Source organism: Flagellimonas sediminis, from assembly GCF_010500845.1.
GTDB classification, from domain to species: Bacteria; Bacteroidota; Bacteroidia; order Flavobacteriales; family Flavobacteriaceae; genus Flagellimonas; species Flagellimonas sediminis.
In genome coordinates this window covers 469,356-485,141 of record NZ_JAAAMI010000001.1, presented here as the reverse complement: position 1 = coordinate 485,141, position 15,786 = coordinate 469,356, and the positions used below count along the sequence as shown (strand labels likewise).

Annotated in this window: 16 protein-coding genes; 3 read left to right on the top strand and 13 right to left on the bottom strand. The window is 42.4% G+C overall.

Going from position 1 to position 15,786, the window contains the following annotated elements; translation table 11 throughout:
* Positions 1-5 precede the first annotated feature (5 nt).
* Genes GTK07_RS02115 through rnr form a run of 3 tightly spaced genes read right to left on the bottom strand, consistent with a single transcriptional unit; the run spans position 6 to position 3,588 of the window.
* A complete protein-coding gene (locus tag GTK07_RS02115; protein ID WP_163632565.1) occupies positions 6-668 on the bottom strand; it encodes a LysE family translocator in 663 nt (220 codons plus the stop codon).
* Positions 669-671: 3 nt separating this feature from the next.
* Positions 672-1,352 carry a head GIN domain-containing protein gene (locus GTK07_RS02110; protein ID WP_163632563.1) on the bottom strand — a complete coding sequence of 227 codons (681 nt, stop codon included), beginning with the start codon at positions 1,350-1,352 and terminating at the stop codon, positions 672-674.
* Positions 1,353-1,404: 52 nt separating this feature from the next.
* Complete coding sequence (gene rnr, locus GTK07_RS02105; RefSeq protein ID WP_163632561.1) at positions 1,405-3,588, bottom strand: ribonuclease R; 2,184 nt, start codon at positions 3,586-3,588, stop codon at positions 1,405-1,407.
* 593 nt (positions 3,589-4,181) lie between these two features.
* On the opposite strand from rnr, the gene GTK07_RS02100 reads away from it, so the two are divergent.
* Genes GTK07_RS02100 through GTK07_RS02090 form a run of 3 tightly spaced genes read left to right on the top strand, consistent with a single transcriptional unit; the run spans position 4,182 to position 5,978 of the window.
* On the top strand, positions 4,182-4,613 hold the full coding sequence (locus GTK07_RS02100) for an RpiB/LacA/LacB family sugar-phosphate isomerase (protein WP_163632559.1): 432 nt from the start codon (positions 4,182-4,184) through the stop codon (positions 4,611-4,613).
* A 4-nt stretch (positions 4,614-4,617) separates the two neighbouring features.
* Complete coding sequence (locus GTK07_RS02095) at positions 4,618-5,538, top strand: cation diffusion facilitator family transporter (protein ID WP_163632556.1); 921 nt, start codon at positions 4,618-4,620, stop codon at positions 5,536-5,538.
* On the top strand, positions 5,538-5,978 hold the full coding sequence (locus GTK07_RS02090; protein ID WP_163632554.1) for a GNAT family N-acetyltransferase: 441 nt from the start codon (positions 5,538-5,540) through the stop codon (positions 5,976-5,978). The genes GTK07_RS02095 and GTK07_RS02090 overlap by 1 nt, the downstream gene beginning before the upstream one ends.
* On the opposite strand, the gene GTK07_RS02085 is transcribed toward GTK07_RS02090, so the two are convergent.
* The 10 genes from GTK07_RS02085 to GTK07_RS02040 form a co-directional block, all read right to left on the bottom strand.
* A complete protein-coding gene (locus GTK07_RS02085) occupies positions 5,979-6,587 on the bottom strand; it encodes a hypothetical protein (RefSeq protein WP_163632552.1) in 609 nt (202 codons plus the stop codon).
* Positions 6,571-7,812, bottom strand: a complete 1,242-nt coding sequence (gene dcm, locus GTK07_RS02080; RefSeq protein ID WP_163632550.1) for a DNA (cytosine-5-)-methyltransferase — start codon at positions 7,810-7,812, stop codon at positions 6,571-6,573. Before dcm ends, GTK07_RS02085 begins: the two co-directional genes overlap by 17 nt.
* A 50-nt stretch (positions 7,813-7,862) precedes the next feature.
* Complete coding sequence (locus GTK07_RS02075; RefSeq protein ID WP_163632548.1) at positions 7,863-8,837, bottom strand: hypothetical protein; 975 nt, start codon at positions 8,835-8,837, stop codon at positions 7,863-7,865.
* A 138-nt stretch (positions 8,838-8,975) separates the two neighbouring features.
* Entirely contained in the window at positions 8,976-9,314 is a 339-nt protein-coding gene (locus tag GTK07_RS02070) for a hypothetical protein (protein ID WP_163632546.1), read from the bottom strand.
* Positions 9,315-9,493: 179 nt separating this feature from the next.
* Positions 9,494-9,778 (bottom strand): hypothetical protein, encoded by a 285-nt coding sequence (locus GTK07_RS02065; protein ID WP_163632544.1) that lies wholly within the window; start codon positions 9,776-9,778, stop codon positions 9,494-9,496.
* 12 nt (positions 9,779-9,790) lie between these two features.
* On the bottom strand, positions 9,791-10,072 hold the full coding sequence (locus GTK07_RS02060) for a hypothetical protein (RefSeq protein WP_163632542.1): 282 nt from the start codon (positions 10,070-10,072) through the stop codon (positions 9,791-9,793).
* Positions 10,073-10,074: 2 nt separating this feature from the next.
* Positions 10,075-11,700 (bottom strand): S41 family peptidase, encoded by a 1,626-nt coding sequence (locus GTK07_RS02055; protein WP_163632540.1) that lies wholly within the window; start codon positions 11,698-11,700, stop codon positions 10,075-10,077.
* On the bottom strand, positions 11,684-12,067 hold the full coding sequence (rnpA, locus tag GTK07_RS02050) for a ribonuclease P protein component (RefSeq protein ID WP_163632538.1): 384 nt from the start codon (positions 12,065-12,067) through the stop codon (positions 11,684-11,686). The genes GTK07_RS02055 and rnpA overlap by 17 nt, the downstream gene beginning before the upstream one ends.
* Before the next feature lie 185 nt (positions 12,068-12,252).
* Positions 12,253-14,103 (bottom strand): M1 family metallopeptidase, encoded by a 1,851-nt coding sequence (locus tag GTK07_RS02045; RefSeq protein WP_163632536.1) that lies wholly within the window; start codon positions 14,101-14,103, stop codon positions 12,253-12,255.
* 2 nt (positions 14,104-14,105) lie between these two features.
* A complete protein-coding gene (locus GTK07_RS02040; RefSeq protein ID WP_163632534.1) occupies positions 14,106-15,755 on the bottom strand; it encodes a S8 family peptidase in 1,650 nt (549 codons plus the stop codon).
* Positions 15,756-15,786: the final 31 nt, after the last annotated feature.

Sequence of the window (15,786 nt, the reverse complement as noted above, 5' to 3'; positions counted from 1 at the left end):
TTTGTTTAAAGCTTCTCTATTTTTTCAATCTCGTTCTTTATATCGAATTTATCCCTTGGTATAAATCCCTTGATAATCAGAACAATACCACAGATTATCAATACAATTCCAAGACCTTTTTTAATAAGTACGATTCGTTCTTGGGTGAGATAGCGCTTCAGTTGTTTAGCTAAAATAATCTTTAAAAGATCGGTTGCAAAGTACACCAAGATCACTGTACCGAAGAACACGAACATGCGTTTGGGTTCGTTATCCAAACTTGGGCCCACTACAATGATCAGCCCCAGCCAAAAGGCCAATACACCTATATTGATGAAATTTAAAATAAATCCTTTGGCAAAAAGTCCAAGATACGTGCCTTTGGTCGCCTTAACATTAGCTCGCTTTTTAGCCTTTTTTACAAAAAGAAAAATACCATAGACCAACAAGATCATACCCCCGAACACAAAAAGCCCCGGTTCATTGCTTAAATTTTCCAACAGTTGAAAACTACTGAAATAAGCAATGGTCAAAAAAACGATATCGGCAATGATTACTCCAAAATCCAAGCTCACTCCAGCCCTAAAGCCCTTTGTGGCACTGGTCTCCAGCAACACAAAAAACACAGGGCCTATCATAAAGCTCAATAAAAAGCCCAAGGGAATCGCTGCCTGGATATCTTCTATCATTCCTTACTTTACTCTTTTTACCTTTCCTCCAAACAAGGTCTGCTCGTCCATTTTTTTTGGATTACCATAAACCAGCACCTCACCACCGGCCTTTACGGTTGCCTTCACATAATCGGTAGCATAAATTTCGGCATTTCCACCTGCATTCACATTGATTGTGGTGAATTTTGTCTTAAAAGTGCGTCCTGTGTAGGCTCCCCCGGTATTGATAATCACATCTTGATTATTGGAAAAACCGGCTGTTAAAACCTTTCCACCTGAAACCGCTTTGATCAATAATTGGTCTACCTGGCAACTGATTTCGAGTTCACCCCCTTCTTGGGCCTTCAATTCCAACACATCCTGAACATAAGTGGCATCGGAAGTAATCCGTGCATCCTCGTTCACATCAATGACCACCAAATCTTCGGTATGGTATAGATCCACATAGGTGCGGTACCCACTAAAAATTTTATCTATTTCCATTCGTATCTTCAGTACCCCATCATTATTCACAATGGCTACCTTATTGGTATTGGCACCAGTGATCACTGCTTTGTTTTCTTTCCCCTTGATGAGGTTAATGGCAAGTCCATCAAAACCCTTCACCTCGGTAAATTTTTGTAGGTTCTTTGTAACGTTTTTTTCCTGTGCCATAACACCGGAAAGGGTAAGAAACATAATAACAAGCGTAATTTGTTTCATGTTATAAAAATTTGGTTCTCAAAAGGATAACAAATTTTATTCCAAAATAGTATTATTCCCTTTTTCCAATCAACGAAAAGTCGAGATGTCTTTTCAATAAATCGGTATCCTTTACCATAACATACACCTCGTCACCCAGCTGGTATATACGCTTGGTGCGTTCGCCGATTATGGCATATTGTCGTTCATCAAAAATGTAATAATCATCACGAATATCGCGGATCCTTACCATTCCCTCACATTTGTTCTCAATGATTTCCACATAAATACCCCATTCGGTGACCCCAGAAATCACCCCTAAGAATTCTTGGTCCTTGTGATCCTGCATAAACTTGATCTGCATATACTTTACAGAATCCCGCTCCGCATTGGCGGCCAATAGTTCCATATCGGAGGAATGCTTGCATTTTTCCTCATAAATAGTGGCTTTCGGTTGCTTGCCCCCCTCCAAATAATGCTGCAGCAATCGATGTACCATCACATCCGGATATCTTCTAATAGGCGAAGTAAAATGTGTATAATAATCAAAGCCCAGACCGTAATGTCCAATATTTTCAGTGGTATAGATGGCCTTGCTCATACTGCGGATGGCCAAGGTATCTACCAAATTCTGTTCTTTTTTGCCCTTAACATCCTCCAATAACTGGTTCAGGGACTTATTGATGCTCTTTCTATCCTTTAGGTTTATACTATGTCCGAATCGGGAAATAACGCCGTTCAGGGCCATCAATTTCTCTTCATCGGGCTTGTCATGCACCCGGTAAACAAACGTTTTTTTCTGCTTGCCGATGAATTCGGCCACCTTCCTATTGGCCAAGAGCATAAATTCCTCTATAAGCTTGTTGGCATCCTTCGCTTCTTTAAAATATACACTTTCCGGTTCGTTGTTCTCGGAAAGATTGAATTTTACCTCTATTTTATCAAAAGAAATGGCTCCTGCATCCATACGTGCCTTGCGCATGATCTTGGCCAATCGATCAAAAGTGAGAACCGCATCCACAATTTCATCGGATACCGAATAGGCATTGCCCCGAATGGAAATTTCTTCCGGAATCTGGGAACCACCTGTTTCTATGATATGTTGGGCTTCTTCATAAGCAAACCGTTCATTGGAATTGATGACCGTCCGTCCAAACCATTGATCCACCACCTTGGCCTGTTCATCTATTTCAAAAACAGCGGAAAATGTATATTTTTCCTCATTTGGCCGAAGCGAACAAGCTAAATTGGACAAAACCTCAGGCAACATCGGAACTACCCGGTCCACCAAATAAACAGAAGTCGCCCTTTCATAAGCTTCATCTTCCAGCACCGTACCTAGTTCCACGTAATGCGAAACATCCGCAATGTGGATCCCTATTTCGTAATGGCCATTTTCCAATTTTTGAAAGGAAAGGGCATCATCAAAATCCTTGGCATCCTTGGGATCAATGGTAAAGGTGAGTACCTGGCGCATGTCCCTTCGTTTGGCTATTTCAGATTCTTTAATGGAAGTATCCAAGGTCTTTGCAAATTGTTCCACTTCATACGGGAACTCATTGGGAAGGCCATATTCCGCCAAGATGGCGTGTATTTCGGTATTGTGTTCGCCGGGTCTGCCCAAAACCTCCACCACTTCCCCATATGGAGAATCGGTATCGTCTGGCCATTCTCCCAAGTTTACCAAAACCTTGTCCCCATCATTGGCCTTTTTCAGTTTTTCAAGGGGAACGAAAATATCGGTATACATTCTAGAATCCGTTGGCCGTACAAAAGCAAATCGTTGTTGCTTGTCCACAATGCCCACGTAGGAGCTCTTCTTACGTTCCAAAACCTTGGAAATCTCCCCTTCCAGTTTCTTTCCTTTTCGTTTGGGTATTAAGAACACTTCCACCGTATCACCATGAAAAGCTCTGTTCAATCTATTATTGGGAATGAAGATATCCTCATCCAGTTCATCAACAATTACATATGCGTTTCCGCTGGAGGTCAAATCTACCCTGCCTGTAAAGTAAGTATGCAGCGTAGGCTTCTTTTGGTACTTGCCCGTTTCTACCTCCTCAATACGATTTGTAGCTTTCAGTTGACCCAATCGTTTGATCAATTCGTTCCTATCCTGCGTATCAGTTAACCCTAATTTAGATGCTATTTGCTTGTAATTAAAGCTTTTGGAAGGTTCTTTTTCCAGAACCGTAAAAATGCCTTTCGTTATCTCATTCTTCCTCTGACCCTTGGCCCTCTTCTTTTTCTTTGACATTTACGTCCTTATTTTTTTGAAAAATACGAATTATAATTCTTGGCCCACAAGGATTGATACCAGAAACGCAAACAATACGTTCTTATCAACAATCATCAATAGTATCTTTTTTCTTCTTTCTTTAAATTTTAAAAAATGATGATGATGATGTATTGTTGAAATGTGGAATAAAATTTTGAACCAAATATTGCTTTGAACAGTGAAAAAAGTTTGTTCACAATTTTTCAGACCAAAAGAAATGTAAGAATCAAGCCTTTAGAAATGTTATCCACGGTTTTTGATAACCGTTTTCAACATCAATTTATTGAAAAGTAAATGTATCTTTAATGTTAACTAATAATATAAAATGTTCCCAACTGGTTGATTAATTTTTGATCGATTTTTGCTCCAACTCTGGAAATTTATTGTAATTGATCCATTTTCTGAAAAATCAAAATTTAGTTACCTCTATTTTTCTTAAAAAAATGAACAAAACACAGGTTTTGTTAATAGGTTGTTTTTTAAAGGAATATAAACTTCTGGTGATTTTTATGAACACCATCACATAAGAAAGATATTGTACCTTTGTTAGGTATCCTCAAAATACTTAAACCATGAAAATTTCTATAGGAAACGACCACGCCGGAACCGATTATAAACTGGCCATTGTGGGACTTTTAAAATCAAAGGGAATAGAGGTAGTAAACTACGGAACGGATGGCACCGATAGTGTGGATTATCCTGATTTTACCCATCCCGTTGCCACTGATGTGGAAGAAGGCAAGGTGGATTTTGGCATTGTGATCTGTGGAAGCGGAAATGGCGCCACCATGACCATAAACAAACACCAAAAAGTAAGGGGTGCACTTTGTTGGACCAAAGAAATAACCCAACTCGCCCGTGAACACAATGATGCCAATATATTAAGTCTTCCCGCCCGTTTTATTTCCATGCCACAGGCTCTGGATATGGTGGAAACCTTTTTGAATACCGAATTTGCTGGTGGAAGACATGAACGTAGGATAGAAAAAATACCCTGCAGTTAGGTATATGGCACACCACCATCACCATCATGGGCATTCACATTCGCATCCCGATTTAAAGGGAAGGAACCTGCTTATCTCCATCTTTTTGAACGTGGCCATTACTGTGTCGCAGATTGTGGGTGGACTTATTTCTGGCAGTTTGGCCCTTTTGTCGGATGCCTTGCACAATTTCAGTGATGTACTCTCCTTGGTAATCAGTTATGTAGCCACTAAATTGGGAAAAAAGAAGGCCTGCAAAAAAAAGACTTTCGGTTACAAACGGGCCGAGATTATGGCGGCTTTCGTGAACGCGGCAACCTTGGTGGTCGTGGCCATTATTTTAATAAAGGAGGCCGTAGAGCGACTCTTCCATCCCCAACCTATAGAATCGAATCTGGTCATCTGGCTTTCCTTGATTGCCATTGCCGGTAACGGTTTTAGTGTGCTCTTATTGAAAAAGGATTCCGAGCATAACATGAACATGAAGTCAGCCTACCTGCATTTATTAACAGATATGATGGCTTCCGTAGCTGTTTTGGTGGGTGGTATTTTGATGAAGTTTTACCAAATCTATTGGGTAGATGCAGTGTTGACCATGGCCATTGGTGTTTATCTAATTTATATGGGTTATGATCTGTTGAAGGAATCTACCAAAGTTTTGATGCTTTTTACACCCAAGACCATCATCATACAGGATTTAGTGGAATCTATTTGTACCATAGATCGAGTTAAAAATGTGCACCATGTACATATTTGGCAATTGAATGAAGATGAGGTACATATGGAAGCCCACATTGATTTTGTGGAAGATATCACACTTTCCCAGTTCGATACTATTTTGGAGGAAATAGAAGAACATCTCTATCACAAACACGGTATCAACCATGTCAATATTCAACCGGAATTTGACAAATGCGATTCCAAAAGCGTAATTGTACAGGATTAATGAAAATCGGTGTAAAGACCTTTGAAGAACTTTCCAACTTGGAGTTGTACCAAATATTAAGGCTCCGCAGTGATATTTTTGTGGTGGAACAGGATTGTGTGTACCTAGATTTGGATAATAAAGACCAAAAGGCCCTACATATTTTTGGTACAAAGAACAATGAGGTGGTCGCTTATACCCGTGTTTTTAAACCAGGGGATTATTTTGAAAATGCCAGTATTGGCAGGGTAGTGGTGGCCCGCGACCAGCGCAAGTACGGGTATGGGAAAAAGATTATGGAAGCTTCCATTGCCGCCATTGAAAAAAAATTTCCGAATACTTCCATAGAAATTTCGGCCCAATCCTATCTTTTAAAATTTTATGCCGATTTGGGGTTTGCCGCCTTTGGCGAAGAGTACCTGGAAGACGGCATCCCGCATACCCGAATGTTGAGGAGTTGATCAAACCAACCGTTTTGCCACCCCTATTCTCTCTAAAAAATCCAATTTTAGGATAAGGTTAATGGGTTTTTCGGCCTTGTTTTGGGTAGAAAAGAACAAATAGCCTTCCTTTTTGGGATGGATTTCCTTCAATTCCATTTTGCCATGAAGATTTTTATGCACCATGGAAATCTCCCTTAAAAATTTTTGGGTCAGACCTCTTTGGGATAAATGGACCATCAATTTTTCCCGATTTACAAAAGTGATGTTGCACGAAGTGAAGGTATCTTTCTCATCCGAAAAAATGCTGGTCACCAGCGCATAAAAATGGGTCTTTTTGGTTGCATCCAGAAACCAACCTTCGCGGATTTTTCTGTTTTTCCTGTAAAACAATTCAAAGGCAAAGGTGGGTAAGGATTCGTTCACATAATCCAATTGTGCCTTTTCGTCCACATAGTATTCTTTGTTGTTTCTGTGGTCGGTTAAAATAAGGTCCACGCCGGCCTTTTGTAGTTTAAGGTCGGTTATACGTTCAAAACTAGAGTGTTTTAAACAGGTTTTGTAATAGTGATCCAGTAAGGGGATTAATTGTTTTTCTTTGGATAGGTCTGCTTTAAAATGGCTCTTCAATTTGGGCAAGTTTCCGGAACAGGGTAGCACCTATCCGTTCCACAATGCCTACAACCAGGGCATTTCCCATGAAAAATGCACGTTTGGCATTTGGGATTCCCTCCAATAAGGTGTGATTGTCCGGAAACATGTTCAACCGTTCCAATTCAATGGGTGTGAGTCTTCGGAGTCCCTTGGAGGTTTTGACTACGTGCTTGAACCGGGAAGGAGATTTGCCACCCTCACCGGTTATGATCGTTCTGGAAGGTTGATCGAGTGCATCGGGAAACACCATGCTTCCCTCGCTATAATGGTATTCAAAACCGGCGACGGTCTTGCGGATTTCTTTTTTGGCGCCTTTCAGGTATGTCCATTTTTCCAACTCGGTATCGTCGATGAAAAACTCTGGGTCAACGGCATTTTTTTCCAAAATATCGGAAAGCAATGTTCTTGTCCCATCATAAGAGGGGACCGTTTTAAAAGTGGTAACATGGCCATCAAGGCACATACCGGTATTTTGAAAGGGAGAATGTCCTCTTTTGGTATTAAAATGTTCCGAAATGGAAACAAGGTCCTTCTCGAGAGTAAAATGTTGGGAATTTTCAGTCGTTTCTCCTACGGGTAAGGCCGTTGCAGTGGTTCCATCCTTTAAAAGCCAATTTGAAGCCCCCTTTTTTTCTATGTTTTTGAACAATAGGGTCGTTTTGTGGTACGCCAGAAAAAAAACGCGCCTTCGGCGCTGAGGCATACCATACTCCGCCGCGTTGATTACGCGCCATTCCACGGCATAGCCCAAATCAGACAAACCACGAAGCATAATGGCAAAGTCGCGACCTCGTTGGTTGGAAGGTGATTTTAAAAGGCGGTCCACATTTTCCAAAAAAAGGTATTTGGGTTTGTTCTTTTTTTCGGAAAGAATACGGTGAATGGACCACCAAAGCACCCCCTTTTTACCCAAAAGGCCCTTGGAATTTTTTAGGCTGGTGGCCACGGAATAATCCTGACAGGGAAAGCCACCCACCAAAATGTCATGATCGGGAATTTCGTCGGTAGGGACTTCTTCAATATTTTTATTGGAGTGGTTGTCGCTCCCAAATCGGGCTTCATACACCAAAGAAGCGTGTTGCGTTTTGGTGGAAGGCTCCCATTGGTTGCTCCACACTACTTTGTAGTGTTCCGTGGTTTCCAGCCCCAAACGAAAACCACCTACCCCGGCAAAAAGTTCACACACCTTTAGTTTTTGCATGTTCAAAAATAGGATTAATCTTTCTTATTAACGATCCTTATTGGCCCGCTTTATGGGATTGCTGTTGAGGCAAAAACGGCATGGGAAAATAATCCGATCACCACCACCGAAAACAGGAACACCACAATAAGAAAAAGGGTGTTGATGAATTTAGAAATGTCGGGGGATTCAAGATTTTCGGTCAATCGGGAGATAAAGGGATTATCGGGCAAAAACATGATTTCGTGACTATCCATTTCTGTTGGGGAAACCATTTCCAAAGAGTCAACTGTTTTTTTATCGACACCTTCAAAGACCTGTCCTTTTTCGTCCGTAAACACATAATCTACCTGAAGTACGCGATGGCCATTTATTTTGGTGCCCGTATCCCTATATCCCTTTATGTGCGCTTTGGTACCTTTTCCCAGGTACAGCAGGTCCCACTTTTGGGAGCGGGTCTGTCCTGTTTCCATCCATCCTATTTTTTTGAGCAGAAAGTGGAGCAGAAAGACCACACCCAATAAAATTAGATAGATTTCCGGGATTTCCGAGGTGCTGAAAATGCATTCAAATCGGTCCGGGGATTCCCAGATCCGGTTCAGGGCCTCCCCGATCAAAAGATAGCATCCGGTCACATAAACCATGATTTTTATACAGCAGGCCAACACCAAAAAAAGGGAAACACCACAGGTTCCCGTGGCCAGGAATATAGGGTCTTTGGGCCTTCTGGATTTGTTCAGAGCAATGGAAATTTTGTCGTCGGCACGGAACCTGCTTAAAAAGGGTTGGCTGTCCCGCACGCGAACGTTTCGGTGAATGGGAAATCCAGATAGGTTTTCAAAAACCAATAAAAGTTCCAATAGCGGTTTTCTTCCTTCTTTTATGGTTTTGATGGACAAAATGGTCGCCTCCTTGGTGACCAGGGAGCCGCTTTTTTGGTCTTTCCATGCGCAAAAGGACCGACAAAAGCAGTTGCACATCATTTTATACAGCCAGAACAGAAGAATGGTGCCAACCAAGAATAGGGTGACGAGGGTGTAGGTCATTTGGGCGTTTTCGGTTAAAATACTAACCGGAAAAATTTCCTAGGCCCAAAACTTGACCGTTACGGAATATGGATTGACCAAAGGGCCGTATGGTTTGTTTTGGTAAAATTAATTGTAAAAGGTTTTCTTCGAAATCAATCAACGCCGCAGAGCCCCCAATAAAATGTCCCAAATCACATTGAGTGCCTTTTTGGATGTGGACAAGGGTTTTTCTTGATTGGGGTCCTCAAGCCAAAACCCACAAACATTACAGATAACTTCATTTTTATATGTTGCGCGGCCCCCCAATCCATCCCACGTGGCAACTTCATCTTCTATTCCAAATCCACCCCTGGTGTTGGTCCATTCCACTTGATTCTTTCGGATTTTGTCCGAATAACACCTAGGACACCTTTCACGTTCATCGTTCAATTTAGATTTTGGATTTTCCGAAATTAGACGGTCAATTTTGGATTCGTTTAAGTTTCTTTCGGTCAAATACTCTTTAATTTCTGATTAAGTACCTTTCATATAGGTCAGAAGCTTGAATCTGGCAAAATAAGCCAATTCATAATCGTCTAATCCAGATAAAAAGGTTTTTACTCTAGTCATTTTTAAATCGAAGACAATCAGCTTTTAAAATCATTTCTAATCAGAACGTAATTTTTTTGAACAACCTATAAACTTCTTAATATACTATCTACAATTTCTATTAATTTACTATGACTTTCAATCAAAGGTTTCCTAATTTCTTCAAACTTGGCTTTGTTCCAAAATGGCCTTTGTTTTAACGATGGCAAATCGTCTATCCCATGTACAAAGTAACTGACCAAGGGTTTCAATTTTTGGTTTCCCTCGCTATATTCCCAATACAATTGATATAATAACTCTATATGGTCTACCTGGGAATTTAATGGAGACTTTTTTAATTCTATAAGCATATTTATTAACTTAATATCCATGCTATGAATTGTTTATTTGAATTTTGATTTTTTTAACTCATTCACCTGTTCGATCAACTTTTTTCTTCTAACCATTCGGTATAAAGCCAGAATCAGTAAGATGATTCCAACGAAAACAACTTCAGACCCATTAGATAAGCTAGGTTGTGGAAATTTAGGATGGGTTACCGATACAGTACCCAAATACAAATAATGGTATAGTCCATAAGAAAGTAAAAAGATCGCCATTACAACAATCGAAAAAGTCAACCGATCAAAATCTTTTTTTGTTTTTTCAATTCTTTTATCTGCCATCACTATTTCAAAATACTGGCATACTTTGAATTGTCGGCCAACAGTTCCTTGGCGGTCAGAATAGCATCGTCATGGGCTAAAAAGTATTGGTAAAGCCCTTCACGGTAGAAGTAACGGGTGATGATTTCGTCCTCCAATAGCTTTTTGATTTCGTTTTTATAGGAGTCCAAAGCGGAAATCTTGCCCCGGTTCACGGCCAAAAGCAAATCCTTGTATTTTTCCTGCACCTCTGCGCCCAAAAGGGAGTCGTCCGCGTTTATGGATTGCTCCAACAGCTCTTCCGTTTTGGTCTGAAAAGTAAAATTCTGTTCCTGCACGTATTTTTTAAAGGCATTGTAATCAGCGTCGGAAAAAACAAAATCATCCACATTGGCAAAAGAATGATCGTAGAAATAGTTCGTGGCAAAATCGAAGACCACATCATTGTCCTGAAGGGCATCAATGAGCGTGTTGGTCTTGAGGGATTTGATGGCCACATCGGGCATTACGCCCCCGCCATCCCACACCTTACGGCCGTTTTTGGTGGTGTATTCCTTAAAATCGGTATTTCTAACAGCGTTGCCCTCGGCATCCCTGTGCCAATAATCCAACGCTTGGATACACCTTCCAGATGGGGTGTAGTATCGGGAAATGGTCACCTTCAACTGGGTACCATAGGTGAGTTTAAGGGGTCTTTGCACCAATCCCTTGCCAAAACTTCTGGCCCCGATGATAACGGCACGATCCAAATCTTGTAGTCCACCGGAAACAATCTCGCTGGCCGAGGCACTTTTGCCATCCACCAAAACCACCAGGGGAATGTTTTCATCTTCAGGTTGGTTGCGGGTGCGGTATTCTTGGTTGAACTTTTTCACCTTGGATTTGGTGGTTACGATCAATTCTCCTTTCGGAACGAATAAATTGGTCACGTTGATGGCTTCGGAAAGCAATCCGCCCGGATTTCCCCTTAGATCCAACACCAATCGTTCTGCCCCCCTACCTTTTAGATCCTGAATGGCGGATTTGGTCTGGCTGGAAGCTTTTTCATTGAATCGGGAGAGTACGATGTAACCCGTTTTGGCATCGATCATATCGTAAAATGGCACGGCATCCACTTCCACGCCTTCACGGGTGATGGTGGCGGTCTTGGTTTGGCCCTGCCGCACAAAGGTCACCTCCACAGAAGTGTTGTTGGCGCCTTTCAGCAGCTCGCTGGCATTGTCGTCAAAGTCGGCCACTTTGGTCTCCCCAATTTTGATGATTTCATCCCCGGCCTTAAGGCCGGCCTTATCGGCGGCATAGCCTTTGTAGGGCTCCACGATCACCAATTTGCTTTCGTAGGAACGTACCAGGGCACCGATTCCTGAATACTCCCCAGAATTATTGATTTTGTAGGCCTCTACATCCTGCTCGTTCAAAAAACGAGTGTAGGGGTCCAGTTCGTCCAGCATGTTTTTAATGGCCGAATCCATCAGTTCTCCCGGATTGGTTTCGTCCACATAGTTCATGTTCAACTCCTTGAACAAGGTGGTGAAGATTTCAATCTGCTTTGCAATTTCAAAAAAATCACTTTTAAAACTACTGGCCGTCACCAATAGGGCGACTGCCAAAATGGGCACCCATATTTTTTTCTTAACCGACGCTTTCATCACATTCTTTTTTTAGGAAGGCTTCCAACAATTGCTTCATGGCTGTGTCCACCTCTTCAAAAGAGGGCACTTTATGACCAAGGTATAAAAATAAGAACGCATAGTTTCCTTCAATGTTGTTAAAAATAAGGGACTTATTGAGCCGATAGGATTCCCGTAGCAACCGTTTGATGCCGTTTCGGTCCACCGCCTTTTTGAACTTTTTTTTGGGTGCCACCACCCCCACTTTTATGTGGGCCCCATCCTCAAATGGGGTTTTGAGATATATCAACTTTATGGGAAATTCGCGAAGGTTCTTTCCTTCGGCAAAGAGTGCCTCGATTGTTTTTTTGCTCTTGAGCTTTTCAATTTTGGGAAATGTATACATAGGAAAGCCTTTATGCAACGGGCGTACTTTTTACCGCACCAAGTTACTCAATTTATATTTTGATGAAGGAGCGACCCATCAGGGGATTTCCCGCGAATTTTGGATTGAAGGCCAAAAAAATTTTAAAAAAGAAGGGCGGGCCATTCGGCCCGCCCTAAAATCTTTCCATTATATGAAAAAATCGATTAAGGATTGGCTTGGTATACATTGTTTTCGCCGTCCACATCCGCCATCAGTTGTGATGGGTCGATCATAATGGCCTTCACTTTTTCCAAAGGCATGTCCAATGTAAATTCATAGGTAGGGTATGCCCAGGCCCAGTTGTCCAAAACGGTTCTTTTAAGGGTTGGATAAGGATTATCCTTTTCCCCGAACATCATTCGCAACGGAATATAATAGGTTTCTTGGGTTCCGTCTTCACCCACCACCAAAATATCGATAGGCATAGGCATTTCGCCGATGCGCTCCAAGGAAACTCTTGTTTTATTGCCCTCAGCTTCTACACTTTTGATGCCGTAATCAATGGTGTTGGTGGTCATGGTCCAATCGGTCAAGTACCAGTTCAGTTCCATACCCGATACCTTTTCTGCCGTTCTTTTGATGTCGTTAGGGGTAGGGTGTTTAAACTTGAAATCGTCAAAGTATTTGTGGATGGTTTCCATCAATTTATCCTGTCCGATCACATAGCCCAATTGTGATAAAAAGATTGACCCCTTGCTATAGGCTGCAATACTATAGGCAAAGTTGGTGGTGTAACGGTCGGCATGGGTGGTCTGTGGCATTTCCAATCCGGAATTGACCAAGGCATAATATCCTTTGTACGAGCCCTCGAACGGATTTTGTTTTTCCTGATCCATAATCTCGTTCATGCACAGACTGCTGATGAAAGAGGTAAAACCTTCGTCCATCCAAGCGTGTTCGGACTCATTGGTGGCCAATATATGCTGGAACCAGGAGTGCGCCATTTCGTGAGCCATAACCCCAACCAAACTGCCGTATTCGCGGCCTCCGGTAATCAAGGTGCTCATGGCGTATTCCATACCGCCATCGCCTCCCTGGATCACAGAGTATTGATCATATGGATATTTCCCGACGTTCTTGCTGTAGAAACGCATGGCCTCGGCTGTTGTGGGCTGAAATTTTTTCCAATTTTCTATAAAATCAGGATTGTTCTTATAAAGAAAATGAAGGGTAGGTCCATCTTCCATGGGCAGGACATCGTGAATGTAATCGGGATCGGCGGCCCACATAAAGTCATGAACATTGGGGGCCACAAAATGCCAGGTAAGCGTTTTGCCCTTGGTCTTTACAGTAGTTCCAGGGGTTTCGTACCCGTGTCCAATTTCCTGTGGATTTTGCAAATATCCTGATCCACCTACGGTGTAATCTTTGTCCAAGGTAAGTTTTACATCAAAATTGCCCCAAACGCCGTGGAATTCACGGGCGATGTAGGGATTGGGATGCCAACCTTCAAAATCGTATTCGGATAGTTTCGGATACCATTGGCTCATGGACAAGGCCACGCCTTCTCTACTATTTCTTCCAGACCGTCTAATTTGAAGGGGAACCTGCCCCTTGAAGGTCATTTCTAAAGTCGTCTTTCCTCCAGCGGGAATCGGTTTTGCCAAATCCACTACAAGTATGGTTCCTTCTTCCTTAAAAGTTACAGGTTGACCGTCTTGGGTAAGCGATTCGGCATGGAGATAACCCATTTCACTTTCAGAAAGGGCGGCAATCCTGCTCTTTTCACCGTCCATCATCCTTTTATCGGGATCTTTGATGTTTTGGAGCCTAATATCCATTTCGCTGCCGGGTTGGAAAGCGTTATAGTACAAATGATAAAAAACACGGCCCAAGGCATCTGGAGAATTGTTGGTGTAGACCAATTTTTGGGTACCTGTGTACTGGAAGGTCTTTACATCCATGTTCACATCCATGGTGTAGTCCACATGTTGTTGCCAGTAGCAGGGGTCTTGCGCCGAGAGGAGCGAAACTCCCATTAAGGCGGCAAAAAAGAACAATGATAATCGCTTCATAATTATTTTGAGTTACTTTCCAAGGTTGTTTTTCCTTTTGATATGTTGCTTGCCAAAATTAAGGCATTGTAGGCATTGACCATTTTACCAGACTTTGAAATTTTATCAAAAGCTGCTGCATTGGACTGGTCCCCGGCCAATATGACAGTGGTTTTGGTCTTGAGTCCTGATTGCATTATGATGCTTTTTACCTGGGGCGCCGTCAAGCTCGGATAAAAGGAACGGATCAAGGCCGCAACCCCGGCAACAGCAGGTGCCGCCATAGAAGTTCCCCCTTGAAACTCGTAATCGTTGCTTGGCATGGTGGAATAAATCTTGTCACCAGGGGCGAACACATCTACATTGGCATGGCCATAATTGGAAAATGTGGCCACCATATCGGAACCATAACTGCTGGTAAGGGCACCAACAGTGATCACGTTGTTCACGTATTCGGAACTTCCAAATCTGTGGTCGTTCGGGTAATTAGGGTTTTCCGGATCATCTAGATCTTCGCCATCGTTTCCGGCGGCATGCACGATCAATACATCCTTGGATTCTGCATATTTAATGGCATCGTACACCCATTGTGCTTCTGGCGAAAAAGCTTTTCCAAAGCTACAGTTGATAATGGAGGCCCCGTTATCCACGGCATATCGGATGCCCATGGCAATATCCTTATCATATTCGTCCCCATTGGGGACCGCACGGACGCTCATGATTTCCACATTGTTGGCCACTCCGTTAATGCCAATGCCGTTGTTGCGCTGGGCAGCGATGATGCCGGCGACGTGGGTACCATGACTTTCTGTAACCACTTGGTTTTTCGGATTACCGTTTCCGTATGGCACATCGGTGATATCGTAGGGATTATCACCCACAGGAGTTCGCCCATCAAAATCTTTGTTGAGGTTATAGTTTACTTGATCGGTGAAGTAGGTAATCCCTTCCTGAAGTTCATCCAAAACATCGGCTATGCTGTCGCCATAGGTAAACATTTGCGTCAACACGGCCACACTTTGTTCCATTTGTGGTGTTTTAGGCTGAATGGACAACAAGTCCTGTTTGGTGTAGGTTTCCTTGCCCAATTCTTCCTTAACGGTCTTATCGGCACCTTTTACCACTTGAAAGATCTGCTCGTACTGTTGCTTGTTCTGCAATGCCTTTGGATATTCTTCATCCAACAATAAACGGGCCTTGGCCCTGTCCGCAGCATCACCAATATTCAAGCGAAGCATGCGCACATATTCCAACTGTTCGTTATAGGCATCACCCAAAAAGTTATACCCGTGTATATCGTCCACATATCCGTTACCATCATCGTCTTTCCCGTTGTTTGGGATTTCATCGGTATTGGTCCAAAGTACATTCTTGAGGTCTTCGTGGTTTAGGTCCATTCCAGAATCCAAAACGGCAACCACCACTGTTTTCCCCTTTTTGTTCTTGATGATTTCATCATAGGCCTTGTCCACGCTCATCCCTGGAATAGTATCTTGTACCAAATCCAAATGGCCCCAGTTTTTTTCCTGCGCCTCGGTAAGCTCCGAAACCTTAAGGGGAATGGAATCAATATTCTCAACAGGTGTTGAAACGAGCGAAGTGGAGCCACATCCCATAAAGAAAAAGGTTGCGGACAGGGAAAGGAATGTCAGTTTATAATATGTGCGGTTCATAGAAATGTTTTTGTAAATCGTAAATTTATAG